This is a genomic window from Paraburkholderia denitrificans, assembly GCF_042655705.1.
Classification (GTDB): domain Bacteria; phylum Pseudomonadota; class Gammaproteobacteria; order Burkholderiales; family Burkholderiaceae; genus Paraburkholderia; species Paraburkholderia denitrificans.
Genome location: NZ_JBHSMP010000009.1, coordinates 318,877 through 338,053, shown reverse-complemented (window position 1 = coordinate 338,053; position 19,177 = coordinate 318,877). Strand labels below are relative to the sequence as shown.

16 protein-coding genes and 1 tRNA gene are annotated in these 19,177 nt (G+C 63.2%); 4 read left to right on the top strand and 13 right to left on the bottom strand.

The annotated features are described in order from the left end of the window. Window positions 1–2: 2 nt before the first annotated feature. Window positions 3–79, bottom strand: a tRNA-Pro gene (locus tag ACFPTO_RS07480). 270 nt (window positions 80–349) lie between these two features. Between ACFPTO_RS07480 and sixA the strand changes: the two genes are divergently transcribed. Beyond that, entirely contained in the window at window positions 350–814 is a 465-nt protein-coding gene (gene sixA / locus ACFPTO_RS07475; protein WP_377710505.1) for a phosphohistidine phosphatase SixA, read from the top strand. A gap of 182 nt (window positions 815–996) precedes the next feature. Beyond that, window positions 997–1,815 (top strand): GNAT family N-acetyltransferase, encoded by an 819-nt coding sequence (locus tag ACFPTO_RS07470; protein WP_377710504.1) that lies wholly within the window; start codon window positions 997–999, stop codon window positions 1,813–1,815. A gap of 95 nt (window positions 1,816–1,910) precedes the next feature. On the opposite strand, the gene ppx is transcribed toward ACFPTO_RS07470, so the two are convergent. Further along, window positions 1,911–3,512 (bottom strand): exopolyphosphatase, encoded by a 1,602-nt coding sequence (gene ppx, locus ACFPTO_RS07465; protein ID WP_465262953.1) that lies wholly within the window; start codon window positions 3,510–3,512, stop codon window positions 1,911–1,913. A 181-nt stretch (window positions 3,513–3,693) separates the two neighbouring features. Between ppx and ppk1 the strand changes: the two genes are divergently transcribed. Beyond that, the gene (gene ppk1 / locus ACFPTO_RS07460) at window positions 3,694–5,757 is read left to right on the top strand and encodes a polyphosphate kinase 1 (protein WP_377710501.1); all 2,064 of its coding nucleotides are present in this window, start codon (window positions 3,694–3,696) and stop codon (window positions 5,755–5,757) included. A gap of 131 nt (window positions 5,758–5,888) precedes the next feature. Here ppk1 and phoR read toward each other — a convergent pair whose 3' ends face one another. From phoR to ACFPTO_RS07405, 11 genes are all read right to left on the bottom strand, one after another. Next, window positions 5,889–7,202: a phosphate regulon sensor histidine kinase PhoR gene (gene phoR / locus ACFPTO_RS07455; RefSeq protein WP_377710499.1), complete on the bottom strand. Its 1,314-nt coding sequence runs from the start codon at window positions 7,200–7,202 to the stop codon at window positions 5,889–5,891. Between the two features lie 105 nt (window positions 7,203–7,307). Then, the gene (gene phoB, locus ACFPTO_RS07450; protein WP_296660614.1) at window positions 7,308–8,009 is read right to left on the bottom strand and encodes a phosphate regulon transcriptional regulator PhoB; all 702 of its coding nucleotides are present in this window, start codon (window positions 8,007–8,009) and stop codon (window positions 7,308–7,310) included. A gap of 30 nt (window positions 8,010–8,039) precedes the next feature. Continuing rightward, complete coding sequence (phoU, locus tag ACFPTO_RS07445) at window positions 8,040–8,744, bottom strand: phosphate signaling complex protein PhoU (protein ID WP_377710498.1); 705 nt, start codon at window positions 8,742–8,744, stop codon at window positions 8,040–8,042. Window positions 8,745–8,763: 19 nt separating this feature from the next. Further along, window positions 8,764–9,624 carry a phosphate ABC transporter ATP-binding protein PstB gene (pstB, locus tag ACFPTO_RS07440; RefSeq protein WP_377710496.1) on the bottom strand — a complete coding sequence of 287 codons (861 nt, stop codon included), beginning with the start codon at window positions 9,622–9,624 and terminating at the stop codon, window positions 8,764–8,766. Between the two features lie 15 nt (window positions 9,625–9,639). Next, window positions 9,640–10,536 (bottom strand): phosphate ABC transporter permease PstA, encoded by an 897-nt coding sequence (pstA, locus tag ACFPTO_RS07435; RefSeq protein ID WP_377710495.1) that lies wholly within the window; start codon window positions 10,534–10,536, stop codon window positions 9,640–9,642. Continuing rightward, entirely contained in the window at window positions 10,533–11,519 is a 987-nt protein-coding gene (gene pstC / locus ACFPTO_RS07430) for a phosphate ABC transporter permease PstC (protein WP_377710494.1), read from the bottom strand. The genes pstA and pstC overlap by 4 nt, the downstream gene beginning before the upstream one ends. Before the next feature lie 179 nt (window positions 11,520–11,698). Continuing rightward, the gene (gene pstS, locus ACFPTO_RS07425) at window positions 11,699–12,730 is read right to left on the bottom strand and encodes a phosphate ABC transporter substrate-binding protein PstS (protein WP_377710493.1); all 1,032 of its coding nucleotides are present in this window, start codon (window positions 12,728–12,730) and stop codon (window positions 11,699–11,701) included. Between the two features lie 386 nt (window positions 12,731–13,116). Further along, window positions 13,117–14,469 carry a phosphoglucosamine mutase gene (gene glmM / locus ACFPTO_RS07420; protein ID WP_377710492.1) on the bottom strand — a complete coding sequence of 451 codons (1,353 nt, stop codon included), beginning with the start codon at window positions 14,467–14,469 and terminating at the stop codon, window positions 13,117–13,119. Window positions 14,470–14,509: 40 nt separating this feature from the next. After that, on the bottom strand, window positions 14,510–15,403 hold the full coding sequence (gene folP, locus ACFPTO_RS07415; protein ID WP_377710566.1) for a dihydropteroate synthase: 894 nt from the start codon (window positions 15,401–15,403) through the stop codon (window positions 14,510–14,512). Between the two features lie 133 nt (window positions 15,404–15,536). Then, window positions 15,537–17,426, bottom strand: coding sequence for an ATP-dependent zinc metalloprotease FtsH (ftsH, locus tag ACFPTO_RS07410; RefSeq protein WP_377710491.1), 1,890 nt, complete (start codon window positions 17,424–17,426; stop codon window positions 15,537–15,539). Between the two features lie 211 nt (window positions 17,427–17,637). After that, complete coding sequence (locus ACFPTO_RS07405) at window positions 17,638–18,300, bottom strand: RlmE family RNA methyltransferase (protein WP_293039238.1); 663 nt, start codon at window positions 18,298–18,300, stop codon at window positions 17,638–17,640. 225 nt (window positions 18,301–18,525) lie between these two features. On the opposite strand from ACFPTO_RS07405, the gene ACFPTO_RS07400 reads away from it, so the two are divergent. Further along, on the top strand, window positions 18,526–19,071 hold the full coding sequence (locus ACFPTO_RS07400; protein ID WP_377710489.1) for a YhbY family RNA-binding protein: 546 nt from the start codon (window positions 18,526–18,528) through the stop codon (window positions 19,069–19,071). The last annotated feature ends 106 nt before the right edge of the window (window positions 19,072–19,177 follow it).

Genomic DNA, 19,177 nt, shown 5'->3' with positions numbered 1-19,177 from the left:
GATGGTCGGGGTGACAGGATTCGAACCTGTGGTCTTCCGCTCCCAAAGCGGACGCGTTACCGGACTACGCTACACCCCGACGAGGGCGCAAAAACGAAGGAGCTTTCGGGATGGCCTTATTGGACCATAGCGGACCATAGCGGACCATGACAGCACGCGATAAAAGCGATCCACAAGCGGATGCGCGGCGAAACCGTGCTTCGCTCCAACGAATCGAAGATTGTATCGGCTAGAACCCAGAACCGTCAAATCGGGCCACCTCGCCTTGCTGCGGACATACGAGGCATGCAACATGCGAAGACCCGCGGGTCCGCCGCTGCGTACCACCACACACAACAAGGAGCCGCCGATGCATCTCATCCTCTGGCGCCACGCCGAAGCTGAAGACGTGGCCGCAAGCGACCTGGCCCGCCAGCTCACCGCGCGTGGCCGCAAGCAGTCGCAAAGCGTCGCGAAATGGCTGCGCGCACGCCTGCCCGATGACGCACTCATTCTCGCCAGCCCCGCCGCCCGCACGATCCAGACCGTCGAAGCACTCACGGATCAGTACCGCGTGGTGCGCGAACTCGCCCCCAACGCAAGCGTCGACGACGTCCTCAAGGCTGTCGGCTGGCCAGAAGGCCTCGCGCCGACCGTCGTGGTCGTCGGCCACCAGCCTACGCTCGGCGAAGTCGCCGCACAGCTTCTTTCCGGCGGTCAGGATCCGCATAGCTGGGCGCTCAAGAAAGGTGCGCTCGTATGGATTGCCTCACGCGAGCGCAACGGCAACGAGCACGCAGTCCTGCACGCCGCCATCACGCCCGAACTGGCCTGATCCCGCTTCCGACGGGCGTGCGCACGCGTAAACTCAGGCAACGCCGCCCGGCATTCCCCGCTTCGCCCCAACGCCCGCCTTTCAGTACGTCACCGAATCGTCACCGCATTGCCATGTAGCCGTAACCAGGGGTTACTACATTGGCCGGAAAAGTTACATCACTCTTCCGACGAGGACGCACTATGCGAGATCTGCCGACGCCCGTTCTGCCGCTCGCCTCGACACTGTTCGAGTCGAACCGGCGTCTGCCGCGCGCCGAAGAAACGGTTACTGCGCAGCACCGCCTGCAGGTGGCGTGGGCGCGCAGCGACGAAGAACTGCGCGAAGCCCAGCACCTGCGCTACCGGGTGTTCGCCGAAGAGATGGGCGCGCGCCTCATGGGTCCGACCGGTCTCGACGTCGACGTGTTCGACGGCTACTGCGACCATCTGCTCGTGCGCGATCTCGACACCCTGAAGGTTGTCGGCACCTATCGCGTGCTGCCGCCGCACGAAGCCGTGCGCATCGGCCGTCTCTACGCCGAGAGTGAATTCGACGTTTCGCGCCTCGCGCATCTGCGCCCGAAAATGGTCGAAGTGGGCCGCTCGTGCGTGCACCCCGACTTTCGCAGCGGCTCGGTGATCATGTCGCTGTGGGGCGGGCTCGGCGCGTACATGAAGCATAACGGCTACGAAACGATGCTCGGCTGCGCGAGCGTTTCCATGGCCGACGGCGGCCACTACGCTGCGAATCTCTATGCATCGCTCGGCGCGAATGCGCTCAGCGCGCCCGAATATCGCGCGTTCCCGCATACGCCGCTGCCCGTCGACGAACTGCGCACCGGCGTGTCCGCTGTGCCGCCGCCGCTCGTCAAAGGTTATCTGCGTCTCGGCGCGAAGATCTGCGGCGCACCGGCCTGGGATCCCGATTTCAACACCGCCGATTTCCTCACGCTGTTCCGTCTCTCCGATATCAACGAGCGCTACGCGCGCCACTTCCTCGGCGACGCCGCCAGCCGCTAAAAGACGCTAAAACACGCGGTAAGGCATGCAGCAAAAACGCCCGGCACAAAGCCGGGCGTTTTTGATCGTGCGTCGCGATGACGCTCAATCGTCCCTCAGTCGTCCGTATACACCACGCGATACGGGATGCCGAGCTTGCCCCACTCGGCCGATTCCTGAACGAGGTTGTAGTCGGTCAGCGGATTATTCTGGACCCACGCCTTGGGCAGGCGCACCTCGAACCCGTTGCGCTCCTGCGTGACCGAAATCACGGGCAGCCCCACGTCGGCGCGGCGGCGGCTAAGCAGCGTCGCAAGTCGCAGGCAGAACAGCAGCGTCCACTCGACGTCGCGCGTCTGCGAGAGCTTGCCGAGCTTGCCTACGTGCCCGAGCACGAGCGCTGCGAGCCGCGCCTGGTCGGTGCGCGAGAAGCCCGGCATGTCGGCGTTGCTGGCGATATAGGCCGAATGCTTGTGATATGCGCTATGTGAAATCGAAAGTCCGATCTCGTGCAGCGACGCCGCCCAGCCGAGGAACATACGGCTTTCTTCGCGCCGCTCTTCGTCGGTTTCGCCAAGCTGGTCGTAGAACGACACAGCCAGTTCGCCGATACGCCCCGCCTGCATGCGGTCGACGCCATAGCGGCGCATAAAACCCTCGACGGTGAGCGTACGCATATCCTCGTGCTGCGAACGCCCGAGCAGGTCGTAGAGGACGCCGAGACGCAGCGCGGCGTCGGTGGTGTCGGCGTAGTCGATGCCGAGTTCGTCGAACACCGCGATCATGATCGAGAGGCCGCCCGCGAGCACCGGAATGCGGTCGGGCTTGAGCGCAATGAGCTTCAGGCGGTTCACGTTCTCCGCCTTGATGAGCGCGCGCTTGAGCCGCTCGAGGCCGCCGCGCGAAATGCCGTGCGTAATGCCCGGATCGTTGAAGCCATTGGCCTCGACGAGTTCCGCGAGCGCGCGCGCCGTGCCCGAGGAGCCGATCGCCTGCTCCCAGCCGGTTTCACGGTAATCGGAGGAAATGATCTGGATTTCGCGCGTCGCCGCAAGTTCGGCCTGGCGCATCGTGTATTCGTCGACGTTGCCCGCGGGGAAGAACTGGCGGCTGTGGCTCACGCAGCCGATATAGAGGCTTTCCATGCGGATCGGCGTGTAGTGCGAGCCGATGATGAATTCCGTCGAGCCGCCGCCGATATCGACGACGAGCCGCTTGCCCGCGCTCGCCGGCACCGAATGCGCAGCACCCGCGTAGATGAGACGCGCTTCTTCGCGGCCCGCGATCACTTCGATCGGAAAACCGAGCGCCGCTTCGGCCTCACCGAGAAATTCGCCGGCATTCTTCGCGACGCGCAGCGTATTGGTGGCCACGGCGCGCACGTGATCGGGATGGAAATCGCGCAGGCGTTCGCCGAAACGCTTGAGCGCGTCCCAGCCTCGCACCTGCGAGGCGCGGTCGAGCATTTTCTCCTTCGACAGGCCGGCAGCGAGACGGACCGTCTCGCGCAGCGCATCGACAGGATAGATCTGGCTGCCCGCTTCGGTTTCTTCGACGCGGCCGACGATCAGACGAAAGCTGTTCGAACCGAGGTCGACGGCGGCGAGCAGATGGGGATTGTTGAGCATCGAGGGGGGTGGCTCCATGCGTGCAAGTACGGCTACCCTGATCGGGGCCGCGCTGTTCAAATATGCCATTTTAAGCGTACCCGCTATCACGATGTCGCTCCTCACTCGCATGAGTCGGAACCATCGGGCATCATTGCGAAACGAGTTGTCTTTTTCGTGAGCTTGCAGCGTAGAATTTATGACCCCCTAAACGTCATGATTGCGTCATATTATTGTGCGAATTTCCGAGCGTCCGTTCGAATCTAATCCTGACATACAGTTTTTACTGCCGATGTCCATCCGCTACCCTTTACTCAATCGCGAGCTGGGCATTCTGGGATTCAACGAGCGCGTGCTCGCACAGGCGGCTGACCCCGCCGTCCCTTTGCTCGAGCGCTTACGCTTCATTTGTATCACCAGCAGCAACCTCGACGAGTTCTTCGAAATCCGCATGGCCGGGCTTCAGGAGCAGATGCGCGATAACCCTGGTGGGCTCTCTCCCGACGGCATGTCGCTACAGCATGTCTACGAGCTCGTCGTCGAGCGTGCGCAGCGTCTCGTACACCGCCAGTACCAGATGCTGCACGAGACCGTGCTGCCCGCGCTCGAGCAGGAAGACATCTATTTCCACGGCACCGACGCCTGGAACGAAGCCCAGAGCGCCTGGGCCCGCGCGTACTTCCTCGATGAACTGCTGCCGGTCCTCACGCCGATCGGGCTCGATCCCGCGCACCCGTTTCCGCGCGTGCTCAACAAGAGCCTGAACTTCGTCGTCGAACTCGAGGGCAAGGACGCCTTCGGCCGCCAGGCCGTGATGGGTATCGTCCAGGCGCCGCGCGCGCTGCCGCGCCTCGTGCGCATGCCGCAGGAACTGTCCGGCTTCCAGCACGGCTTCGTGCTGCTCGGGTCGCTGTTGCAGCGCTTTATCGGCGAGCTGTTTCCCAACCTTGTCGTGCGCAGCTGCAATCAGTTCCGCATCACGCGCAATAGCGAACTCTTCGTCGACGAGGACGAAATCACGAATCTGCGCGTCGCGCTGCAGGGCGAACTGCCCGCGCGCCACCTCGGCAACGCGGTGCGGCTCGAAGTATCCGCCGAGACGCCCACTCACCTTGTGAAGCGTCTGCTCGACGAAAGCGGCCTGACCGAAAGGGACTGCTATTTCGTCGACGGCCCCGTGAATCTCGTGCGCCTCATGCAGCTGCCCGAGATGGTGGACCGCCCCGAGCTGAAATTCGTGCCGCACGTGCCGGCCATTCCGAAACGCATCGCGGCGAACGGCAACATGTTCGACGTGATCGATCAGGGCGACATCCTGCTGCATCATCCGTACGAGAGCTTCCAGCCCGTGCTCGAACTGCTGATTCAGGCCGCGAACGATCCGAACGTCGTCGCAATCAAGCAGACGATCTACCGCACCGGCACCGATTCCCCGCTCATGGACGCGCTCATGCAGGCCGCGCGCAATGGCAAGGAAGTTACGGTGGTGGTGGAGCTGCTCGCGCGCTTCGACGAAGAGACCAACATCAACTGGGCCGCGCAGCTCGAAGCGGTGGGCGCACACGTCGTCTACGGCGTGGTGGGCCACAAGTGCCACGCCAAGATGATGCTGATCGTGCGCCGCGTGCCGGCGAACGGCCGCATGGCGCTGCGCCGCTATGTTCACCTCGGCACCGGCAACTATCACCCGCGCACCGCGCGCCTTTACTCCGATTTCGGCTTCATGACGTCGAAGCCGGATATCTGCGAGGACGTGCACCATGTGTTCCAGCAACTGACGGGTATCGGCGGCAAACTGCAGTTGCACGCGCTGTGGCAATCGCCGTTTACGCTGCATCCGAAGCTGATCGAAGCCATTCGCGCCGAAGCCGCAGCCGCGCGCGACGGCAAGAAGGCGCGCATCGTCGCGAAGATGAACGCCGTGCTCGAACCGACCGTGATCAACGAGCTTTATGAAGCGTCGCAGGCAGGCGTGAAGATCGATCTGATCGTGCGCGGCGTCTGCTCGCTTCAGCCGGGCGTGCCGGGGCTTTCCGAGAACATCACGGTGCGCTCGATCGTCGGCCGCTTCCTCGAGCATCACCGCATCTACTACTTCTATGCCGAAGGCGAGGAAAAGGTCTATCTGTCGAGTGCCGACTGGATGGATCGCAACCTGTTCCGCCGCGTCGAAGTGGCCTTCCCGATCGACGACCGTCGCCTCAAGCGCCGTGTGATCGGCGAAGGACTCTCGACTTTCCTCGGCGACAATCAGTCGGCGTGGCTCATGCAGAGCGACGGCCACTATCGCCGCCGCCGCGCGAGCAAGTCGGTGCGCAACGGGCAGTTGAGCCTGCTGTCGAAGTTCTGTCCGTGATGACGTGACGATGTGATGGCGCGGCGCCGCTCGATGCGGCGCCCGACGCATGTAAAAAAGGCCGCGCAGGGTGCAGATCACCGGATGCGCGGCCTTTTTATTGCTTTAGTGAACTAGTGAACCATAGCCGGTCACGCTGGCGCCGGTTGCCGGCGCGTCGTGCGCGCGGCCGGAAAGCGCACCGTGAACGTGCTGCCCCGCCCTTCCTCGCTCTTCACTTCGAGCGCCGCATCGTGGCGCTGCAGCACGTGCTTGACGATCGCGAGGCCGAGGCCCGTGCCGCCCGTATCGCGCGAACGGCTGCGGTCCACACGATAGAAGCGCTCGGTGAGCCGCGGAATATCGGCAGCCGGAATGCCGAACCCGCTGTCCGTCACCGAGAACAACGCGCAATTCCCCTCGGCGCGCCACGTCAGATGCACCTTCCCGCCATTGGGCGTGTAGCGCACCGCATTGCTCACGAGATTGCCGAACGCGCTCAGCACTTCGGATTCCGAACCGATCACGCTCAGGCTGTCGTCGAAATCCGCCGAGATGACATGATTGCCCCCGGAGAGGTTCTCCGCGTCTTCGCGCACATGGCCCAGCACCGCGCGCATGTCGATCATCTGATCGCCCGGCAGACGTGCCTCGCCCTCCAGTTGCGCGAGCACGAGCAAGTCCGTCACGATGTGGCGCATGCGTGCGGCCTGCTGCTCCATCAGTTCGAGGTAGCGTGCGCGCTCGCTTTCGGACAACGGCAGCTCGCGCATCGTCTCGAGAAAACCGGACAGCACCGTAAGCGGCGTCTTGAGTTCGTGCGAGACGTTCGCAACGAAATCGCGGCGCATGGCGTCGGTGCGTTCGAGTTCGGTGATGTCCTGCGAAAGCACGAGCTTGCGATTGTCGCCGTACGGAAACACCTGCACGGAAAGAACGTTCTGCCGCTTGTCGCCCATGCCGCGCATGATCAGCATCGCTTCGTAGCGGTTCGAGTTCAGGTATCGCACGAAGTCGGGCTGGCGCACGAGGTGCGTGATGTGCTGGCGCAAATCGCGCTTCGCATCGAGCCCGAAGTGCTGCTCGGAGATCGCATTGCACCATTCGATCTGGTCGTGATCATCGAGCATCGCAACGCCGTTCGGCGACGCCTGGATCGCCTGGATGAAGCGCGAATGCTGCTGCTCGACCTGGCGGACCTGGGCGTGCCAGCGCTTGGCGAGCTTGTGCAGACGGTAGTAGATTTCGCCCCATACCCCCGGAGCGCTCGGCACTTCGCCGTAGACCGGCGCATCGAGCAGGCGCCACAAACGTTGCTTGTGAAACGTACTGAAGAACATTTGCACGAGCAACAGGCAGACGGCGAGTGCGAGGCCATACTTCGCGCCAAACACCTCACCGATCGCCGCGCACACGAGCGCAAGCAGCACAACCGAAACAAGGGAGCGCGCCCAGATGATGTTCATGTTCCTGCTGGTCAAAGATAGACAGTGCGAACCGGACGCGCCGCGTCGATACGGGATCGACACGAGACCGCGCCGGCATGGGACGCGGCTAGAGTAGAACGTGCGTCAGGCGCTCTTCGCGAGACGGTAGCCGCTTCCGCGCACCGTTTCGATCATGGCATCGCACCCCGCCGGCTTCAGCGCGGCACGCAGACGCTTGATGTGCACGTCAACCGTGCGCTCCTCCACAAACACGTGATCGCCCCACACCTGGTCGAGCAACTGCGTGCGGCTGTGCACGCGCTCCGGATGGGTCATGAAGAAATGCAGCAGGCGGAACTCGGTCGGCCCAAGGTCGAGCTTGATCTCGCTGCCTTCCGCGTGCGCAGCGACGCGGTGCGTGGCCGGATCGAGTTTCAGGCCGTTGATCGCCACGACGTCCTCGGTCAGCTGCGGCGCACGGCGGCGCAGCACCGCCTTGATGCGCGCCATCAGTTCCTTCGGCGAAAACGGCTTCGTCACGTAGTCGTCCGCCCCGATTTCGAGGCCAAGCACCTTGTCCTGCTCGTCGCCGCGTGCGGTCAGCATGATGATCGGGATATGCTTCGTGCGCTCGTTGGTGCGCAGGTCGCGCGCAAACGCAACGCCGGACTTGCCCGGCAACATCCAGTCGAGCAGGATGAGATCGGGCAGCACGTCGCTGATCAGGTTCTGCGCCTGCTCCGCGTTGTACGCGCGGATCGGGCAATGGCCCGCGTGCTGCAGGTTCACAGAAATCAGCTCGGAAATAGCGGGCTCATCTTCGATGACGAGAATGCTGCTAGGCATCGGCACCTCTTGACCTTGTATCCAGTTTAATTAGTTCAATGCTTCACGTTCGAGGGCGTCGCGCGACTTGTGGCGCACGTCGGTGCCCTTGACGATATAGATGATGAATTCGGCGATGTTCTTCGCGTGGTCGCCGATCCGCTCGATTGCCTTCGCGATGAACAAATAGTCGAGCCCGACCGAAATCGTGCGCGGGTCTTCCATCATGTACGTGACGAGCTTGCGCACGAACGCGCGGAATTCCTCGTCGATCGCCTTGTCGTCGCGCACGATCTGCGCGGCAGCCACGGTGTCGAGGCGCGCAAACGCGTCGAGCGCGCGGCGCAGGATCGAGACGGCCATTTCGCCCGAGATCTTGATCTCGGCGATATTCACGCTGCGCGACGCGCCGTCTTCCATCAGGCGCTTCGTGCGCTTGGCGATTTTTTCGGCTTCGTCGCCGGCGCGCTCGAGGTTCGTGATGGTCTTCGAGATCGCGAGCAGGAGGCGCAGGTCGCGCGCGGCCGGCTGGCGGCGCGCAATGATGTTGCTGCACTCCTCGTCGATATCGACTTCCATCGTATTGAGGCGCTCTTCTGCAACGATCACGCGCTCGGCGGCTTCGCCGTCGAACTCGTTCAACGCCTGCATCGCAGTGATGATCTGCGATTCGACGAGGCCGCCCATTTCGAGGACCTTCGACGACACGAGATTCAGATCGGCGTCGAACTGGCTGGACAGATGCTTATCGGACATTTCAGTCTCCCTGCTTCGATCAGCCGAAGCGACCGGTGATGTAGTCTTCCGTTTCCTTGCGGACCGGCTTGATGAAGATCTTCTCGGTGTCGCCGAACTCGATCAGCTCGCCGAGATACATGTACGCGGTGTAGTCCGAGCAGCGTGCAGCCTGCTGCATGTTGTGCGTGACGATCACCACGGTGTAGTCGCTCTTGAGTTCCGCGATCAGCTCTTCGATGCGGCCCGTCGAGATCGGGTCGAGCGCCGAGCACGGTTCGTCGAGCAGCAGCACTTCCGGGCGGATGGCGATGCCGCGCGCGATACAGAGACGCTGCTGCTGGCCGCCCGAGAGGCCGTAGCCGCTCTGGCCGAGCTTGTCCTTCACTTCGTTCCAGAGCGCCGCCTTCGTGAGCGCCCACTCGACGCGGTCGTCCATTTCCGGACGCGACAGCGATTCGAACATTTTCACGCCGAACGCGATGTTGTCGTAAATCGACATCGGGAACGGAGTCGGCTTCTGGAACACCATGCCGACACGCGCGCGCAAGAGCGAAATATCGCGCGTCGTGGTCAGCAGGTTTTCGCCGTCCATGATGATTTCGCCTTCGGCGCGCTGCTCCGGATAGAGCGCGTACATCTTGTTGAACGTGCGCAGCAACGTCGACTTGCCGCAACCCGACGGGCCGATGAACGCCGTTACCCTGCCTTCGGGAATCTGCAGGTTGATGTTCTTCAGCGCGTGATACTTGCCGTAGAAGAAGTTCAGGTTCTTCACGTCGATTTTCGGCGTGCCGGGTGCCTGATTCGTTGCGCCCTGGGCGGGATCCGCAGGTTGAAAACCGGCGGCCGGCGTCATCGCCTGACCGGCGGTATTGATGTGACTTTCTGCCATGTTCATCGGATCACTCCGCCCTTACTTTTTCGAAAATATCGTACGCGCGAGGATGTTCAGCCCCAGCACACCCAGCGTGATCAGGAACACGCCTGCCCACGCAAGCGATTGCCACTGCGCAAACGGGCTCATCGCAAACTTGAAGATCGTGACCGGCAGGTTCGCGATCGGCTGATTCATGTCCGCCGAGAAGAACTGGTTCGACAGCGCCGTGAAGAGCAGCGGCGCCGTTTCCCCGGCGATGCGCGCAATCGCGAGCAGCACGCCCGTCACGATGCCGGCAATCGACGCCTTCAGCGTGATTGCAAGAATCATCTTCCACTTCGGCGTGCCGAGCGCAACGGCCGCTTCGCGCAGGGCGTTCGGTACGAGCTTCAGCATGTTCTCGGTCGTGCGGATCACGATCGGAATCTGCAGGAGCGCGAGTGCAATCGCACCGGCCCAGCCGCTGAAATGCCCCATCTTCGCGACGACGAGCGCATAGACGAACAGACCCACGACAATCGAAGGCGCCGACAGCAGGATGTCGTTGATGAAGCGCGTCATGCTCGCAAGCCAGCCGCGCTGACCGTACTCGGCCAGATAGATGCCGGCGAGGATGCCGATCGGCGTGCCGACGAACGTTGCGGCGGCAACGAGCATCAGGCTGCCGACGATTGCGTTCGCGAGGCCGCCGCCATCGGTGTTCGGCGGAGGCGTCGACTGCGTGAAGAGCTGTACGGAAAGACCGCCCAAGCCGAGCGAGAGCGTCGTATAGAGAATCCACACGAGCCAGATGAGGCCGAAGGCCATCGCTGCGAGCGACAACGCGAGCGCGATCACGTTGATCACGCGGCGGCGGCGCTGCAGCTTGCCGCGCATCTTTTCCAGTGCAGGGCCGTAGATGGCGCCTGGAATTTTCATCAGCGGTTCGCTCATCGCGCACCCTCCGATTTTTCGAGGCGCAGCAGAAGCAGCTTCGAGATCGACAGCACGATGAACGTGATCACGAACAGGATCAGGCCGAGTTCCATCAGCGCTGCGGTGTGCAGGCCCGGGTTGGCTTCCGCGAATTCGTTGGCGAGCGCCGACGTAATGCTGTTGCCGGGCGAGAAGAGCGACACGTTGTCGAGCAGATTCGTATTGCCGATCACGAACGTGACGGCCATGGTCTCGCCGAGCGCACGGCCGAGGCCGAGCATGATGCCGCCGATCACGCCGGTCTTGGTGAACGGCAGCACGATCTTCCACATGACTTCCCACGTCGTGCAGCCGATGCCGTAGGCCGACTCCTTGAGCAGCACGGGCGTGACTTCGAACACGTCGCGCATGACCGCGGCGATGTACGGGATGACCATGATCGCGAGAATCACGCCTGCGCACAGAATGCCGATGCCGATGGGCGCGCCCTGAAACAGGGCGCCGATGACCGGCATGCCGCCCAGCAGGTCGCCGAGGGGTTTTTCGAACCACTGCGCGAAGATCGGCGCGAACACGAGCAGGCCCCACATGCCGTACACGATCGACGGGATGGCGGCCAGCAGTTCGATGGCGATGCCGAGCGGACGGCGCAGCCACGACGGCGAAAGCTCGGTGAGAAAGAGTGCAATGCCGAAGCTCACAGGCACGGCGATGATGAGCGCGATAAGCGAAGTGGCGATCGTGCCGTAGATGGGCACGAGCGCGCCGAACTGGTCACTGGGCGGATCCCAGTCGGCAGTCCAGAGGAATGCGAAGCCGAACTTCTTGATCGCTGGCAGCGAATCGATGATCAGCGACAAGATGATGCCGCCGAGCAGCAGCAAAGTGACGATAGCGGCCAGCCGCGTGAGGCTGCCGAAAATAACGTCGCCTGCCCGGCTGGGCGCTTTTTGCTGCGCAGCGCTACCGGGAGGATTCGACACGAGGCGGATGTCGGACATTGTGGCCAGTTTCCAGATGCCGTTCACCACAACGGTGCGCGGCGGTCATGCAGTCGGAGGACTACGGCCTGTCTACCGGCGAGGCTTACGACTCGACAACGGACTACGGCCCTCAAACGGACAAACGGGGCGCGCGCTCATCGCGCGACGACCCCGTTCAGCTTGGCTTCAAATCGGCCTTATTCGGCGATCGACTTGCCGCTAGCGTCCTTCACCTTCTCTTTCCACTGCGTCTTGATTTCGCTCACGACCGACGGCGGCAGCGAAATGTAGTCGAGGCTGTCAGCCGAAGCGCCGCCGTTCTTGAACGCCCAGTCGAAGAACTTGAGCGTTTCCTTGCCCTGCTCCGGCTTGTCCTGCGCGGTGTGCAGCAGCACGAACGTTGCGCCGACGACCGGCCATGCGCTCTTGCCCGGCTCGTTCGTCAGGATCTGGTAGAACGACTTCTTCCAGTCGGCGCCAGCTGCAGCGGCCTTGAACGTATCGGTAGTCGGCTGAACGACTGCACCGGATTCGTTCTTCATGGCAGTGTAGACCATGTGGTTTTGCTTGGCGTACGCCCACTCGACGTAGCCGATAGCGCCCGGCAGACGCTGCACAAATGCAGCAACGCCGTCGTTACCCTTGCCACCCGTGCCGGTCGGCCAGTTCACGGTCGTGCCTTCGCCGACCTTGCTCTTCCACTCGGGGTTGACCTTCGAGAGGTAGTTCGTCCAGATGAAGCTCGTGCCCGAACCGTCGGCGCGGCGGACCACGGCGATGTCGAGATCCGGCAGCTTGACCTTCGGGTTCAGGGCGGCGATGGCCGGATCGTTCCACTTCTTGATCTTGCCGAGGTAGATGTCGCCGATCACCTGGCCCGACAGCACGATTTCGCCAGCCTTGATGCCCGGCACGTTGATTGCCGGCACGACGCCGCCAACCACCGTCGGGAACTGGAACAGGCCGTCCTTGGCCAGTTCGTCGTCCTTCAGCGGAGCATCCGAACCTGCGAAGTCAACGGTCTTGGCGTTGATCTGCTTGATGCCGCCCGACGAACCGATACCTTGATAGTTCACCTTGCCGCCGCCCGACTTCTGATAGGCGTCCGCCCATTTCGTGTAGATCGGTGCAGCGAAGGTGCTGCCAGCGCCGGTAATATCGGCTGCCTGCGCTGAGATCGCGAAGAGCGCGCCGACGACGCCAGCGAGCACGGTTTGCATCAATTTCATGTGGCCTCCAGTGGTGAGCGGATAAACGACACCGCGAAGCTTAGGGTCTCATTGTGACAGTACCATGACCGTACATGAACCAATCGTGACAATGTCATTACCGACTGAAAGATGCGAAGCGGATGAATGGCACGCCGGGTTAACAGCGTCTGCGGCTCGCATAGCGGGCCTCTGAGCCGCTTTAACAGGCAGGGGATGGGGATTCGGGCAACGCGAACCGCACTCCGGCTGAAGCGCGTTCTGTCCCTCTAGAAAGTGGGCGGGAAAGAAATTGACGAAATCGAGGACAGCCTCAAATACGCCGTAACCGGCTGTCAAAACGGCCGGCGTGGCTCGATGCGCGACGGTTGCACCGCCGCGCACGCGTGGCCCCGCCTGCGGCGGGATCAGGCAATCGCGCGCTTGACGGTCGCGGCGATCGCTTCTGCGTAGTGGACGGCGTCGTGCTGCTCGCGCGCCTCGACCATCACGCGCAGCACCGGCTCCGTGCCCGATGCGCGGATCAGCACGCGGCCCTTGCCGTCCAGTTGGGCCTCGGCGTCGGCAACCGACTGCCGGATGTCGCCGTTACCTTTCCAGTCGGCGCCCTGCGCGATGCGAACGTTGATCAGCTTCTGCGGGAACAGCGTCACGCCGTCGAGCAGTTCGGCAAGCATGTGCCCGCTGCGCTTCATCGCCGCGAGCACCAGCAGCGCCGAAACGATGCCGTCGCCGGTCGTGTGCCGGTCGAGCGAGAGAATGTGGCCGGAACCCTCGGCACCGAGCAGCCAGCCGTGCTCGCGCAACTGTTCGAGCACGTAGCGGTCGCCGACTGCAGCGCGCACGAACTTCACGCCAAGACGCTCGATGGCCTGCTCGACGGCGAGGTTGGTCATCAGCGTGCCGACCGCCCCCTCCACCTTTCCGTCGGTCGCCATGCGGTCCTTCACGAGGACGTAAAGCAGTTCATCGCCGTTGAACAGGCGGCCTTGTGCGTCGACCACCTGCAGGCGGTCGGCGTCGCCGTCCAGCGCAATACCGAGATCCGCCTGATTCGCGCGCACGGCGCGCACCAGCGCGTCGGGCGCCGTCGCGCCGACACCGTCGTTGATGTTGAAGCCGTTCGGCGAAACGCCGATCGGAATCACGTCCGCACCGAGTTCATGGAACACGTGCGGCGCGATATCGTAGGCTGCGCCGTTCGCGCAATCGACCACGAGCTTCAGCCCGCGCAGGTTGTACGCCTGCGGAAACGTGCTCTTGCAGAACTCGATGTAGCGGCCGCCCGCATCGTCCAGGCGCCGTGCGCGGCCTAGTTGCTCGGACGGCGCGCAGTCGAGCGGCAGGTCGAGCTGCTCCTCGATCTGCCGCTCGACGTCGTCGGGCAGCTTGTTGCCATCGGCCGAAAAGAACTTGATGCCGTTGTCGTAGAACGGGTTGTGCGACGCACTGATCACGACGCCTGCCGAGAGCCGCAGCGCGCGCGTGAGGTAAGCGATGCCGGGCGTGGGCATCGGGCCCGCCAGCATCACGTCGATGCCGGCCGCCGAAAGCCCGGCTTCCAGCGACGCCTCGAGCATGTAGCCCGAGATGCGCGTGTCCTTGCCGATGAGCACGGACGGGCGCGAGCCCGAAGTCGCGGCAGCACCGGCAAGCACTTTGCCCGCCGCGTAGCCGAGGCGCAGCACGAAATCCGGCGTGATCGGCGCCGAGCCGACCTTGCCGCGAACTCCATCCGTTCCGAAATAACGACGTCCCATCCTTCGATCCCTCTCCTTCTACCGTTCTCTTTGTCCGGCTTTACGCCGGGGTGGCCTGGCTGTGCGCGGCTTCGCGCACAGCGGCCCAAATCTTCAGCGCGTCCACGGTCTGCGCGACATCGTGAACGCGAATCATGGCGGCGCCGCGCTCCGCCGCGCACACGGCGGCAGCCACGCTCGCGGCGATGCGCTCCGCAGCGGGCCGGTTCACGAGCGCGCCCAGCATCGACTTGCGCGACATGCCCGCCAGCACCGGATAGGGTGCGGCGCCCTGCGGGACGCGCGGCGCCGTATCCCGCAGATGCGCGAGCAACGCGTAGTTATGCTCGATCATCGTCTTGCCAAAGCCAAAACCCGGATCGACGCTGATGCGCGCACGCGCCACGCCCGCCGCTTCGAGTTCCGCTACGCGCGCCGTGAGGAATGCGCGCACTTCGCCCACGACATCCGTGTAGTCGGGGGTGCCCACCTGCATCGTCTGCGGCTCGCCGAGCATGTGCATCACGCACAGCCCGCAATCGCTCGCACGCACGGCCTCGATCGCACCGGGCATCCGCAAACCCCAGACGTCGTTGATCATGTCCGCCCCGGCCGCAAGCGCATGGCGCATCACGTCGGGCTTGTACGTATCGATCGACAGCGGCACGTTCGCTCCGCGCAACCGCTCGACCAGCGGAATCACGCGTTCGAGTTCCTCCGCGAGCGGCACGGGCGGCGCACCTGGCCGCGTCGATTCTCCGCCGATGTCGACGATGTCCGCGCCGTCGAGCAGCATCTGCTCGGCGCGCCGCAGCGCTTCGCCGGGATCGACATAACGGCCGCCATCGGAAAACGAATCAGGCGTGACATTCAGAATGCCCATGACCAGCGGGCGTTCGAAAGTCAGCGTGAAGCGGCCGCACTTCAGCGGCTCAGGCGGCAACTGAGGAAGCAAAAGACTCTGCGCAGTGGTATCGGGCACGTCAACGAAGGTCAGAAGTGTAACGAGGAGATATCGCCAGAAATGCAGGCGGGCCGATGTGGAATCACACCGGCCCGCAACTTTACTTGATATGGCGCAATCTGGATCAGGCCGGCGCAGTCGCGCTGCCCGGTTTCACCTCGCTGCCCGTGCTGCCGCCCGACGACGAAGCATCGCCAGCCGACGGCGAACTCTTCGGCGAGCGCGGCGGGCGACCCGCCATGATGTCGTTGATCTGATCGGAGTCGATCGTTTCCCACTCCATCAGCGCAGCGGTCATTGCCTCGACCTTGTCGCGGTTCTCGTCGAGCATGCGCTTGGCGAGGTTGTACTGCTCGTCGAGCACATGGCGGATTTCCGCGTCGACCTTCTGCTGCGTCGCTTCCGAGATCGCGCGCGTAAAGCCCTTGCCGAACGGGCCGCCGTCGCTTTCGTCGTCCACGTAGACCATCGGTCCGAGCGCGTCGGTCATGCCAAAGCGTGCAACCATCGCGCGGGCTGTCTGCGTGGCCTTGTTGAAGTCGTCCGACGCACCCGTGCTGATGAGGTTCAGGAACAGCTCTTCCGCCACGCGGCCGCCGAACAGAATGGCCAGACGGTCGAGCAGATAGTCCTTCGAATACGTTTCGTTGTCGTGCTCCGGCAACTGCCAGGTCACACCGAGCGCGCGACCGCGCGGAATGATCGTGACCTTGTGGACCGGATCGGCCTTCGGCAGCAGCTTCGCGATCACGGCGTGGCCCGACTCGTGGTACGCCGTGGCGCGCTTCGCTTCCTCGCGGATAACCGCCGACTTGCGCTCCGGACCCATGAAGATCTTGTCCTTCGCGTCCTCGAAGTCCTGCATTTCGACGATGCGCTTGCCGCGGCGCGCCGCAAAGAGCGCCGCTTCGTTCACGAGGTTTGCGAGATCGGCGCCCGAGAAGCCCGGCGTGCCGCGTGCGATGACCGCAGCGTCGACGTCGTTGGCAATCGGCACCTTGCGCAGGTGCACCTTCATGATCTGCTCACGGCCGCGAATGTCGGGCAGGCCAACATAGACCTGACGGTCGAAACGGCCCGGACGCAGCAGCGCCTTGTCGAGCACGTCCGAACGGTTCGTTGCCGCGATCACGATGACGCCCGAGTTCGCCTCGAAGCCGTCCATCTCGACCAGCATCTGGTTCAGCGTCTGTTCGCGCTCGTCGTTGCCGCCGCCCATGCCGGCGCCGCGATGGCGGCCGACGGCGTCGATTTCGTCGATGAACACGATGCAAGGCGCGTGCTTCTTGGCCTGCTCGAACATGTCGCGCACGCGAGCCGCGCCGACGCCGACGAACATTTCAACGAAGTCCGAACCCGAAATGCTGAAGAACGGCACCTTGGCTTCGCCCGCGATGGCGCGCGCGAGCAGCGTCTTGCCGGTGCCCGGAGGCCCGACGAGCAGCACGCCACGCGGGATGCGCCCACCGAGCTTCTGGAATTTCTGGGGATCGCGCAGGAAGTCCACGAGCTCCGAGACCTCTTCCTTGGCCTCGTCGCAGCCCGCGACATCGGAGAAATTGACGGCGTTGGTGTTCTCGTCGATCAGGCGGGCGCGCGATTTACCGAAGGAGAAGGCCCCGCCTTTGCCGCCCCCCTGCATCTGTCTCATCATGTAGAACCAGAACACGATGATGAGGATGGTCGGCCCGAGGTAGTACAGCGCGGAAACGAGCGCGTTCGGCTCTTCGTCAGCCTTGCCGCTCACCTGCACGCCGTATTTCATCAGGTCGCCGACCATCCAGATGTCGCCGGGCGACACGATCTGGTATTTCTGGCCATCCGCCGGAGTGACCGTGAGGTTCCGCCCCTGCACCACGACGCTCTTGACCTTGCCGCTCTTCGCGTCGTCCATGAACTGCGAATAGGAAACGCCTTCCTGGACACGGGGCTTGTCGAACTGCTTGAACACCGTAAACAGCACCAGTGCGATAACCAGCCACACTGCCGCCTTCGAAAACATGTTGTTGTTCAAAGCACCACTCCTTCACTCATAGACGGGCGCCTACATTTGCCTTGCGGCACCACCAAAGCATTCTAATCCAGTACGCAGGCACCCGCCATAACGTTTCGCTAGCGCGGGAATAGCCTCCGGGCCTTGTGCGCAAAGCGTTTCGGCAGACTTTCAGGTCCCGCCGCCGACACGCTTCTTCACCCTGCCCTGCACACCGTAATCGATACCCGCGTCATCGCGGCTGCTTCAGCTGTTTACCCAATATAAACGTTTCGGCCGATTTATCCCGCGAAGCTTTCGGTTTGCGGGCGGCCACAATTTTGAACTGATGCTTGAATTTTTCGACGATCTGGCTATAACCGCTGCCATGAAAACATTTTACTAAAAGGGCGCCATCAGGTTTCAGATGGTTTTGCGAGAACTCGAGTGCGAGATCGCACACATGTTCGATACGCGCGGCATCCGCCGACGCCACCCCCGAGAGATTGGGCGCCATGTCCGAAATTACAAGATCCACCGGACGCTCGCCGACAATTTCTTCGAGTTGCGCAAGCACGCTGTCCTCGCGGAAGTCACCCTGAATAAACTGGACGTCGGCGATCGGCTCCATCGGCAGCAGGTCGAGCGCAATGATCGTGCCGTCGACGCCGCCCTGCCGTTCCTCGTCGCGCTTCGCGCCCTGCGCGAGCTTGTTGCGCACATACTGGCTCCAGCTGCCCGGTGCCGCGCCGAGATCCACGATCACCATGCCCGGGCGGATCAGCTTGTCCTGCTCGTCGATTTCCTTAAGCTTGTACGCGGCGCGAGCGCGGTAGCCCTCCCGTTGCGCCATTTTCACGTACGGGTCGTTGATATGGTCGTGCAACCACGACTGGTTGAAGCGGTTTTTTGCCATTAAAGGTGAACTCTTGCTGCGTGATTGCGCGCTTTTAGCGGATAATACGCGCTTTATTCGTGCGGCCATCGCGGCCCGTCCGGCTGATCCACGCCGGCTCATGCCCGCGTCTTGCCGTCCCCACGGTTTTTTCCGTTGTTCCGATGCGCTGTCCGCCGGGCGAGCCCCAAGAGGCTCATTTCGCCCCGCCGGGCGCCGTCATTTTAGTCGAGTCTGCCACATCCCATGCCTGCCCTCACTCTTACTGCCGAGCAGCGCGCCGAACTTCGCTCCGCGGCTCACGCGCTCAAACCAGTTGTGCTCATCGGCGCGGAAGGGTTGACCGACGCCGTTGTAAAAGAAATCAAGGTTCACCTTGCAGCGCACCAGCTCATCAAGGTGCGCGTGTTCGGCGATGAGCGCGAAGAACGCATCGCGATCTACGAAGAAATCTGCGATCGCCTCAGCGCGGCGCCGGTCCAGCACATCGGCAAGCTGCTCGTGATCTGGAAGCCCGAAGAAGCCGCACCGACAACCTCTACCGCCCGCGCCGGCGCGCGCGGCACCGTCAAGCGCCCGGCCGGCGACGTGCCGAGCGCGCGTGAAACGGGCACGCGCGGCGCAGCCCCGCGCATCGTCAAGGTTGTCAAGCCATCCGAAAACCCGATGCGCCGCCCCAAGCCGCAGAACGTGGTCGTCAAGGGCAACGAGCGCGTCACGCAAGGCGGCAACGTCAAACGCGCCAAGAAGCGCCAGACCAGCAGCAAGCGCGGGCACCAGGGTTCGAAGTAAGCCGCTGCAGCATGCCAAACGCGCCATCGCGCCGCCCGCACGTGGCGGCGCGCGTGGAGATTCGGCAAGTAACGCACGGCAAGGCAGGCAGCAGAAAAAAGCGGCA